Source organism: bacterium (assembly GCA_027622355.1).
Classification (GTDB): domain Bacteria; phylum UBA8248; class UBA8248; order UBA8248; family UBA8248; genus JAQBZT01.
Genome location: JAQBZT010000102.1, coordinates 1 through 9,057, shown reverse-complemented (window position 1 = coordinate 9,057; position 9,057 = coordinate 1). Strand labels below are relative to the sequence as shown.

Sequence of the window (9,057 nt, the reverse complement as noted above, 5' to 3'; positions counted from 1 at the left end):
GAGGAATCTGCTTTTCCACAGCAGATTCCTCAGTCGCTGCGCTCCTTCGGAATGACACCGCTGATCCATTTGCGCCGACTGGCCCACTGCCGGATCCGCCGCGCGGGCTTCCCCGCTCCGTCGCGGCGCGCCTGAAAGGCGTGTCTGGAATTTGCGGCTAGCCGACGACGGTGATTTCCGTCAGGGGGTACTGGTGCAGATTCACGACGCCGTCCGCCGTGACGGCCGAAGTGTCGCCCAGCCAGACGCCCCGCGTCTCATCGTGATCGACCGTCCAGGGCAGTACGTTCAGACAGTGATTTTTCTCGAAGACGAAATCCCCGCCCGTCACATGATCGCCCATCGAGCGGATGTCGGGCGGTGAGTTCAGATTCGACCACCCGAAGACGGAGCTTTTGGATTTGTAGCCGGCGTTCTGGATGATATCGAGGCAGGCGCCGGTCAACGCTTCTCCCTTCACGCCCGGCTTGATGGCGGCGTGCTGCGCCTTGTGGGTCTCCTGGGAGAGGCGGAACATCTTTTCGTACTCCGGCGTCGGGTCGCCGACGAAGTAGGTGCCCCAGATTTTCCCGAAATAGCCGCCCCAGCCCACCGCGATCTCGGTCATGACGACATCGCCCATCTGAATGGGGGTCGTCAGCGCCAGCTGGTGCGCGTAGATCATGTCGGGGTCGCTCATGGGGGTTCTGCCCACGTGGCCGAAGGGAATCTTGCCGTCCATGTCCATGGCGGCGCGGAGCACCACGTTGTAGAGATCGCAGGGCCGCACCCCCGGCTTCGTCGCCCGGACCATGAGGTCGTAGGCGGTGTCCGTCATGGCGGCGCCCCGGTACATGTACTGCATCTCCTCCTCGCTCTTGACGAGGCGGAGGTCCTCGAACCAGCGGGTCACCATCTCGAACTCGGCCCCGGGGAGCGATTCGGTGATCGCGACGTAGGCCTCATGGGGCAGGGTGATGTCCGCCCAGGCCATAGCGCCGACGATGCCCACGCGCTTTCCGTCCGCGCCGAGCTCCTTCAGGCGATCGGCGACGCGGTGGGGGGTCTGGTCCATCCCGCCGATGCGGACATCTTCGAGATGCGTCGTCTGCTTCGCGTTCTTGAGGTGGTTTCCGAAGGTGACGAAAAGGGTGATCTTCTCTTTTTCATCGAGGGGAAAGACGACGTAGGTTTGGATGAAGCCGGCGAAGCTGGCGACGTAGACGACGTTCGGCTGGCCGGGGTCGGTCCCCAGATAACCCCCCGATCCGTAGATGATGAGGGTGTCGAGATTCTTCTCGGCCATCGCGGCGCGGATATTTGCGTAGCGGCGCTTGTATTCGTCCTCGGAAAACCAGGGCCAGAAGTTGTTTTGGCACTCGCGCATTTAAAGTCCCCTTATCGCTACAGGGCCCGCGTCACCTTGAGCCGCTTGATGATGTTGCCGCCGTCGAGATGCTTGATCGAGAAGCTGTCGCGCAGGAGTTTTTCGAACGGCGCCTCCTTCATGACGCCCATCCCCCCGGCGAGTTCCGCCGCTTTATGGCAGATATCGAAGGCGTGCTCGGTGCAGAAGGTCATGGCGGCGGGCACGGCCTTGGAATCGGGCGCGCCGTGATCGAGCGACCAGGCCACTTCCCAGGCGAGGGCGCGCATGGCGCGGATCGCGGCGTACATGTCGGCGATCTCGGTGGCGACGGCTTGGTGCTCGATGATCGGTTTTCCGCCCTGGACGCGGTTCTTGCAGAATTCGGTGATCTCCTCGAAGGCCCGGCGCGCCACGCCGATGGCCCGGGCGGCGTTGAGGATGCCGTCGCTCCCGAGCTGCTGGCGGATGGCGATGATCCCGGTGTTCTCGGGGCCGAGCATCCAGCTCTCCGGCACGCGGCAGTTATCGAAGAAAATCTCCTGGTTGCGCAGCAGGCGGAAGCCCATCTTGTCGTGCACCCGGCCGAAGGTCATGCCGGGGTGGCCGTCCGGAATCATGAAGCAGCTGCATCCGTCGTTGATCCCCTTGCTCGGGTCCGTCCGGGTGAAGACCATGTAGAGCTTGGCGATGCCGGCGTGGGCGATGAACTGCTTCGAGCCGTTGATGATGAAGTGATCCCCGTCGCGCACGGCCGATGTCTGGAGGGCCGAACCCGGCGCATCGTAGGGAAAAATATTGTCCCCGCCCGAGTTCGGCTCGGTCATCCCGATGGCGACGAGAAAGGTCGGGTCCTCGCAGAAGGCCTTGAGCCACTTGTCGCGTATCATCTCGTTCGTGACGTTGGGGTTGTCGAGGATGTGGTAGAGCTTCCGGCCGTTGATCGGGACGCTGGCGAGGGTGACATCCCCCACGCCGAGCTCCTCGCACACCATGACGATCGTCGCCGTGTCTTCAATCCCCATCCCGCCGTACTTCTGGGGGATGGCCATCTGGCGGAAGCCCAGCTCCGAGCAGCGCAGCAGGAGGTCGGTGCTCACGCTCTTCTCGGGGTCGGAAATCTTGTCGAGTTCGGCGACGCGGGGCTTGGCCTCCTTCTCCACAAAATCCCTCGCCAGCTGAATCAGGGCTTTTTGTTCGTCTGTAACGGTGAAATCAACCATGCGAGCGCTCCCCTTTCAGTCCCTTGCCGCCGGATTTTCCCCAAAGCCCGCGCACAAAGGGCCGGGAAAGGAGGCAAAGGACAAACAGGTCCTGTATGATTAAGGCATACCATAACCCCCGGGCGGGAACCACCTTGCGGGAGGTTTTTTTTCCCGGAGATGCGCCGCCCGCCGCAAAGAGGAGCCCCCGCATGGCCTCCCGGTACGACCCTGAAAAGATCCGGAATATCGCCGTCATCGGCGGCGGGTATGTCGGCTACGGCGTGGCCCAGAAGTTCGCCCAGGCGGGCTACCCGGTGGCCATGTTCAACCGGACGGCGGAAAGCTCCCGGCGGGCGATGGCGGATGTCGCCAAGGGGATCGGGCTGTTCGTCGAGGCGGAACTGCTCTCCCGCGGGGAGGCGGATGCGGCGCTGGCCCGTGTGCGCCCGGTGACGGATCTGGAGGATGCGGTGCAGGGTGCCGATTACATCGCGGAAACGCTCATTGACGATCTCGCGGTGAAGCAGGAGGCCTTCTGCCGGATCGATGCTGCCGCACCGGCGCACGCCATCATCGCGAGCGGAACCTCGGGCCTGCGGATCACCGAGATCGCCGCCCGCGTCGGGCGGCCCGAGCGGTGCATCACCGCCCACAACCTCACGCCGCCCTCCATGGTTCCCGCGATGGAGGTGGTCGGCGGGGAGAAGACCGATCCGGCGGCGGTGGAGGCGGCCATCGCGCTTTTGAAAAAGGTGGGCTGGGAGCCGGTGCGCTGCGCCGAGGTGCCCGGCAACATCGGCTCGCGCCTGACAACGGCCCTGCGCCGCGAGATCAGCTACATCATCGAGCAGGGCTACGCCACGCCCGAGGCGGTGGATACCGTGGTCCGCTCGCTGGGGCGGCTCTTCCCGGTGATGGGGATGTGCGCCCTCTCCGACTTCACGGGAATTGATATGTCGCTCCGCTCGCAGACCCATATCCGCCCCCACCTCGACAGCCGCCCCGAGCCTTCCCCCCTGATGGAAAAGATGGTGGAGGCGGGAAAGCTGGGGGTGAAGAGCGGGGAGGGCTTTTACCGCTGGCCACCCGAAAAGGTAGAGGAGTTTTATCAGGCGCGCGGGGAGGAACTGCTGCGGTGGATGAAGCGTCCGCCCCCGCCCTCTCCGCTCTCGTCTGAATAAGGGAATTTTCGGCAGTGGGTCCGTTTTCTCGTTTTCTTGTCATTCCGAGCGCCCGGCGCGAGGAATCCGCTTTTCGACAAGCAGATTCCTCAGTCGCGCTGCTCCTTCGGAATGACACCCTGGGTTCGTTTGGCAGATTGACCCGCTGCCGAATTTTTCAGGGGGCGGTCATTTTTCGGGGAGCGGAAGTTCGATGAAAAAAGAGATCGTTCGAGAAGAACACTTCATCGCTCCCGCGGATGATCCGGCGATTCGTCTTCATCTGCGGGAGAAGCGCCTCAAGGGGAAGGGAAAGTTCTCCACGGGCGAGACGCTGCTCTTCGTGCACGGGCAGAGCGTGCCCTCGCCCGCTTGCTTCGATCTGCCGGTGCCCGGCTACTCGTGGATGGACCACGCCGCAGGGCGCGGCTTCGATGTCTATGCGCTCTCCCTCCGGGGATACGGCCTCTCGAGCCGCCCGCGCGCGATGGAGGGCTGCCCGGGCGGCAGGCCCCCCGCGGTGCGCGCCCGGGTGGCCATTCGCGATGTCGAGGCGGCGGTGCGTTTCATTCGCAGGAGAAGGGGCGTTTCCCGGGTGAACATCCTCGGCTGGGCGCAGGGGACGATGCTCGCCGCCGCCTTCGCCGGAAGGCATCCGGCCCAGGCCGGAAAGATCGTTCTCTACTCGCCGCTCTACCTCAACGAGACCCCCGAGGCGGCCGCGCTTTTCCAGGACCCGAAAAACCCGAAGAAGCTCAACCCCGAGCTTTTCTTCGCCTGGCGGTGGGTCTACGAGAAAGGCCAGCAGCACAACTGGAGCCGCCTGTTCCCGAAGGGGAAGAAAAATCTCTGGTGCGATGCCAGGGCCGTGCGCGCGTATTGGCATGAGCAGCTCCGCTACGACGCCCGGGGAAAAAAGAAAAAAACGCCCGCCGTCCGGATCACCAACGGGCTGATGGCCGATCACTACGACCGCACGCAGGGGAAGACCATCGTCCGGCCCGGCAAGGTGCGCAGCGCGGCGCTGCTCATCCGCGGGGAGCACGATCGGGTGTCGCCCGAAAATGAAGTGAGCCGCCTGTTCGCCGAATTGAAAAACACTGCCGGGAAGCGCTACGTCGTCATGGGCGACGCCACCCATTTCGTCCAGTTCGAGAAAAGACGCGAGGCGCTCTTCGGCGAGGTGCAGAATTTCCTCGAGAGCTAGAGCGCGAGCCTCAGCGTGACGAGGATGGCCCCGCCGGCGGTCAATGCCGCGCCCGCCGGGATTCGCCAGGTGATCCACTCGATGCGCCGCAGAAAGATGACCGCCAGGATGACGGTGATGATGGGGCTGATCTGGACCAGGGGAAGGACGCGGTAGACTTCTCCTTGCTGGAGCGCGGCGGCAAAAAGCATGTTGCCCGCCCCGCCCACGAGGCCGGTGCACAGGAAGGGCAGGGCCGCTTTCCGCACGTTTCCCCACCGCTCCCGCGGAATGGCCAGCAGGGTGTAGGTGCCCACGGCGAAGAAGGATGCGGCGATGCCCACCGCGGCGCCGGCGATGGGGCTCTCGAAGCCCACCAGTCCTTTTCGCCAGAGTATGGCGCCCACGCCGGCGGCGAGGGACGCCGTGATGGGATAGACGATGTCCTTGCGGTTCCAGTATCCGGCGGTCTTGCCCGATGAAATGATTCCGCCGCCCGCCACGACGAGGACGATTCCCGCGAGATGGTACCAGGCCGGGTTCTCGCCCAGGAAGATGATGGCGAGCAGGGCGCCCAGAAGAGGGGAGGCTCCCTTCAGCGGCGCGGCGCGCGCGACGCCGATCCGCGCGATCCCGATGGAGAAAAGGATGGCGAACAGGGCGGGCCGCACGATGCCGCCGGCCATGATCCAAAGGTAGTGGTCTCCCCAATCCGGGAAGCTGTGGCCGAGGATGGGGATCATGATCAAATTGAAGACAAGCTGCGTCCCATGGGAGATGGAGGTTCCCACATAGGCGTTGGTGTGCTGGATGCCGTAGCGGATGGACATGTCGGCCACGGAATAGGCGAGCGCCGAGGCAAGGGCCAGCAGGGTGGTCTGGTCGAGCTCCATGGCGCCTCCGGAGGCGGATCTCCCGAAGGAGCCGTGCGGGTGAAATGGTAATGACCGATCCGCATAAATGCGATAAAGTTAACCCATCATAGCGTAAAACAATCGTTCGGCGTCAGCCGGAGAGGCCATTTTTTCATCCGCGGGGAGGGTGTCCATGAAAGCGGTCCGCGTCCATCAGTTCGGCTTTGAGCATCCCATGCAGGTGGACGAGGTGGAAGAGCCTGTCCCCGGTCCCGGGGAGATCCTCATCCGCAACCGCGCCATCGGGGCGCATCCGGTGGATACGGCTGTCCGGGCGGCGGCGCATCCGTTCTACAAGAATTTTTCCCCGCCCTACATTCCAGGCATCGAGGCCGCCGGCGAGGTGCTTGCGGCGGGCGAAGGGGTGGAAGGCTTCCGGAAGGGGGATCGCGTTTGCGGCCGGGCCATCGGGGGCGCCTATGCCGAGGTGGTCCGGCTCGGTGCGATGTGGACATTCCATCTGCCGAAAAGCTACGGGTTCGCCGAGGGCTCCGGCCTCGTCATCCAGTACCTCACCGCCTGGAACGCGGTTGTCATCAAGGCACGGGTGAGCGCCGGTGAGAGCGTTCTCGTCCACGGCGGAGCGGGCGGGGTGGGACTCGCTTCCATCCAGCTGGCCCGGGCGATGGGCTGCCGGGTATTTGCCACGGTGAGCACGCCGGAAAAAGCGGAGATCGCGGAAAAGTACGGCGCAGAGGCCGTCATCAACTACCGGGAGGAGAATTTTTCGGCCCGGTGCATGGAACTCACCGGTGGCCGCGGGGTGGATGTGGTCCTGGCCCTTGCGGCGGAGGCGACGCTCAATCGCGACGTGGAGGCCCTTGCCGTGGGCGGCCGCATCATCGTGGTGGGAACGGCCAGAGCCCTCGACCCGGATGCCTGCTTTGCCGTGCAGAAGGCCCTCCTGCGGGATGCGCAGATCATCTGCTTGTCCATGCCCAATCTTCTGCCGAAGATGCCCGAGGTGCGCCGGCGCCTTGAGCCGATGCTCGAGGCCGGCACCCTTCGGATGCACGTGGAGCGGGAGATGCCGCTGGCGGAGGCCAATGCGGCCCACGACATCCTCTGGACCGGGAGCTTCTCCGGAAGAGTTGTTCTCATCCCATAAGGAATCGCCATGAAAGCGATGCGGATTCACCAATATGACAACGATTTGAAAGCGCCCCTGGGGGGGTGACCGCCCGGACGCTGGACGCGAAGTTCCCGGAGGTCATCCGGCGCATGGCGCCGCTCTGGGAGGCGAAAAACTTCCGGGTGCCCGTCCATCAGGAATGGCCGCTGGCCGAGGCCGCCCATCGGCTCGTCCTGAGCGGAAAGATGCTCGGAAAGGTGGTGCTTTCCATCTAGCGGCGGCTTCCAGGGACGCCTCAACCGGACCCGCGAGAAGCTCCCGCAGAACCTCGACGCCGAGATCAAAAATCTGGGCGAGCTCGCCGATCAACTGGGCGTGTAGGGAGAAGAATAATTGCTATGAGTAATAATATAGAGGATAGATTAATAGAACTCGCTATACGGGAAGTGCGGGTCCAATGTAGATTTGCTGAGGTTTCATATTTAAATATCTGCGAAAAAGAAGATAAAAGTACAGACCTCGTGTTTACTTCTATTCATTCTTTCTTGTCACATTGCGGAAATGTGTCAAAGCTATTGTGGCCAGGTGGGTTAGCGAGAAATCTAGGGTCACAAAAAATCGCTCAAATTTTAGACCTCCCAGAAAAATCCATAATTAGAGATAGGTCATTTAGAGACAGTTTAGAGCATTACGACGAAAGGTTGGCAGGATGGATTAAAGAAAAAGGGCCCAATATAAATATTTTGGATTTTAATGTCGGTCTGAAACATTCCTTAAATATTTCTGATTCAATTTGGGTTCGACATTTTGATCCTACTCAGAAAATTTTTACTTTACTTGATGAAGATTTAAATTTAGAGGAAATGTATAAGGAGATTATGGAAATAAAAGGCAAAGTGGATTATTGGGTTGGCAATTTGGAATCAAAGAAATCTGAGTCCAAAGGTACTAGGCAGTAGTTTCTAGCCCCAGCGCCTTCCGCAGTCTCCGAATCCTTCCCGCGTGGTTGGAGTGGCTGATCTTGGGGACTTCCTCGTTGTTCTCGACGGGAAGGATGACGAAGTGGGGCCCCTCCTCGGTGAGCAGGCGGGGCAGGGCTGCCTCGAAGGCCGCCAGTGTTTCGATGCGCTCGACCTTTCCCTTGCCGGTGGCGCCGCCCCCCGCGATGCCCGCGCCGCGGGCGATTTTTTCGAAGTCCACGCGCTCGGAGAAGGGCTGGCCGCCGGTGGTCTCGTAGGTCCGGTTTTCGAGAAAGAGGACGAGAAGGTTGCCCGGCGCGTAGGCGCCCTTGGTCACGAGGGAGCCCAGGCTCATGAGCTGGCCGCCGTCCCCCTTGAGGACGATGGTTTTCCGCTCGGGCCGGGCGAGGGCGAGGCCAAGGGCGAAGTCCCCGGCGTGGCCCATGCCGAAGGCGAGGAAGTCGAAGTCCAGATCGCTCTTTGAGACGAGCGGCCACTGGCGGGTGGCCGACATGGTGATGACGACGATCTCCTCGGTGCGCCGGGCGGCGAGGGCCCGGAAGACGTCCATTCTCTCGATCATTTCTCGCTCTCCCTCAGTCCCTGAAGGCCCAGCCCGTGACGACGGCGGCGGGCATCTCGGTTTCCTCCGCGGTCCGGTCCATCTGTTCGAGGGCGGGGAGATCCTCGTCGCTCATGATGTGCCAGAAGGGAATCCCCCAGCCCTTGAGGATGGGCTCGGTATAGGTGTAGGCCGAGTCGATGACGCCGGCCCCGGAGACGGCGCCGCCGTAGCCCCGCCAGCCGATCATGAGGCGCAGCGGCACCTTGGGTCCGAGGCCGCAGCCGCGCAGGGCGTCGCCGGCTTCGAAGAGCCCGGTGTTCTGGATGATCACGAGCGGCTTCTGGCCGCCGGTCCACAGGCCCGCCGCGATGGCCATGGACTCGCCCTCGCGGGTGGGGGTGATGAGGCGGACCGCCGGATCGCTCCCGAGCGCCCGGTAGAGCCGGTCGCTCTCGGAGTCGGGGATCATGAGGATGTAGGTGAAGCCGAGCGCCTTGATCGCCTCAAGCGTCCTGGCCGCGCTCGCGCCGTTCGTGGTCATCGTTTCCTTCCCTTTTGCCGAATGCGTGAATGACTGCAGGCGCAAATCTTGCGTTGCCGGGATGCCCGTGTCAATACAGGGCGGCGGTTTTGTCCCGGTGATATGGCGGG

Annotated in this window: 10 protein-coding genes; 5 read left to right on the top strand and 5 right to left on the bottom strand. The window is 62.8% G+C overall.

Annotated elements, in window-relative coordinates; all coding sequences use genetic code 11:
• Positions 1-157 precede the first annotated feature (157 nt).
• Positions 158-1,366, bottom strand: a complete 1,209-nt coding sequence (locus tag O2807_07600) for a M24 family metallopeptidase (protein ID MDA1000366.1) — start codon at positions 1,364-1,366, stop codon at positions 158-160.
• Positions 1,367-1,383: 17 nt separating this feature from the next.
• Positions 1,384-2,568 carry an acyl-CoA/acyl-ACP dehydrogenase gene (locus O2807_07595; GenBank protein MDA1000365.1) on the bottom strand — a complete coding sequence of 395 codons (1,185 nt, stop codon included), beginning with the start codon at positions 2,566-2,568 and terminating at the stop codon, positions 1,384-1,386.
• Positions 2,569-2,759: 191 nt separating this feature from the next.
• Between O2807_07595 and O2807_07590 the strand changes: the two genes are divergently transcribed.
• Positions 2,760-3,731: a 3-hydroxyacyl-CoA dehydrogenase family protein gene (locus O2807_07590; GenBank protein ID MDA1000364.1), complete on the top strand. Its 972-nt coding sequence runs from the start codon at positions 2,760-2,762 to the stop codon at positions 3,729-3,731.
• Between the two features lie 193 nt (positions 3,732-3,924).
• Positions 3,925-4,917 (top strand): alpha/beta fold hydrolase, encoded by a 993-nt coding sequence (locus O2807_07585; GenBank protein MDA1000363.1) that lies wholly within the window; start codon positions 3,925-3,927, stop codon positions 4,915-4,917.
• Here O2807_07585 and O2807_07580 read toward each other — a convergent pair.
• Complete coding sequence (locus O2807_07580) at positions 4,914-5,789, bottom strand: EamA family transporter (protein MDA1000362.1); 876 nt, start codon at positions 5,787-5,789, stop codon at positions 4,914-4,916. The two genes, O2807_07585 and O2807_07580, sit on opposite strands and share 4 nt — an antisense overlap.
• Positions 5,790-5,943: 154 nt before the next feature.
• On the opposite strand from O2807_07580, the gene O2807_07575 reads away from it, so the two are divergent.
• The 3 genes from O2807_07575 (at position 5,944) to O2807_07565 (ending at position 7,841) form a co-directional block, all read left to right on the top strand.
• Positions 5,944-6,918 (top strand): NADPH:quinone reductase, encoded by a 975-nt coding sequence (locus tag O2807_07575; protein MDA1000361.1) that lies wholly within the window; start codon positions 5,944-5,946, stop codon positions 6,916-6,918.
• A 65-nt stretch (positions 6,919-6,983) separates the two neighbouring features.
• Positions 6,984-7,157, top strand: a complete 174-nt coding sequence (locus tag O2807_07570; protein ID MDA1000360.1) for a zinc-binding dehydrogenase — start codon at positions 6,984-6,986, stop codon at positions 7,155-7,157.
• A 123-nt stretch (positions 7,158-7,280) separates the two neighbouring features.
• On the top strand, positions 7,281-7,841 hold the full coding sequence (locus O2807_07565; GenBank protein MDA1000359.1) for a hypothetical protein: 561 nt from the start codon (positions 7,281-7,283) through the stop codon (positions 7,839-7,841).
• Here O2807_07565 and O2807_07560 read toward each other — a convergent pair.
• Together O2807_07560 and O2807_07555 are read right to left on the bottom strand one after the other, a co-directional pair.
• Positions 7,831-8,424 carry a thiamine pyrophosphate-dependent enzyme gene (locus tag O2807_07560; protein ID MDA1000358.1) on the bottom strand — a complete coding sequence of 198 codons (594 nt, stop codon included), beginning with the start codon at positions 8,422-8,424 and terminating at the stop codon, positions 7,831-7,833. The two genes, O2807_07565 and O2807_07560, sit on opposite strands and share 11 nt — an antisense overlap.
• 13 nt (positions 8,425-8,437) lie before the next feature.
• A complete protein-coding gene (locus tag O2807_07555; protein ID MDA1000357.1) occupies positions 8,438-8,947 on the bottom strand; it encodes a hypothetical protein in 510 nt (169 codons plus the stop codon).
• Positions 8,948-9,057 lie beyond the last annotated feature (110 nt).

What these genes read in the sequence shown, in the direction of transcription:
- O2807_07555 (MDA1000357.1), bottom strand. Translation starts at nt 8,947, where the DNA reads ATGACCACGAACGGCGCGAGCGCGGCCAGGACGCTTGAGGCGATCAAG.
- O2807_07595 (MDA1000365.1), bottom strand. Translation starts at nt 2,568, where the DNA reads ATGGTTGATTTCACCGTTACAGACGAACAAAAAGCCCTGATTCAGCTG.
- O2807_07575 (MDA1000361.1), top strand. Translation starts at nt 5,944, where the DNA reads ATGAAAGCGGTCCGCGTCCATCAGTTCGGCTTTGAGCATCCCATGCAG.
- O2807_07565 (MDA1000359.1), top strand. Translation starts at nt 7,281, where the DNA reads ATGAGTAATAATATAGAGGATAGATTAATAGAACTCGCTATACGGGAA.
- O2807_07580 (MDA1000362.1), bottom strand. Translation starts at nt 5,789, where the DNA reads ATGGAGCTCGACCAGACCACCCTGCTGGCCCTTGCCTCGGCGCTCGCC.
- O2807_07585 (MDA1000363.1), top strand. Translation starts at nt 3,925, where the DNA reads ATGAAAAAAGAGATCGTTCGAGAAGAACACTTCATCGCTCCCGCGGAT.
- O2807_07590 (MDA1000364.1), top strand. Translation starts at nt 2,760, where the DNA reads ATGGCCTCCCGGTACGACCCTGAAAAGATCCGGAATATCGCCGTCATC.
- O2807_07600 (MDA1000366.1), bottom strand. Translation starts at nt 1,366, where the DNA reads ATGCGCGAGTGCCAAAACAACTTCTGGCCCTGGTTTTCCGAGGACGAA.
- O2807_07560 (MDA1000358.1), bottom strand. Translation starts at nt 8,424, where the DNA reads ATGATCGAGAGAATGGACGTCTTCCGGGCCCTCGCCGCCCGGCGCACC.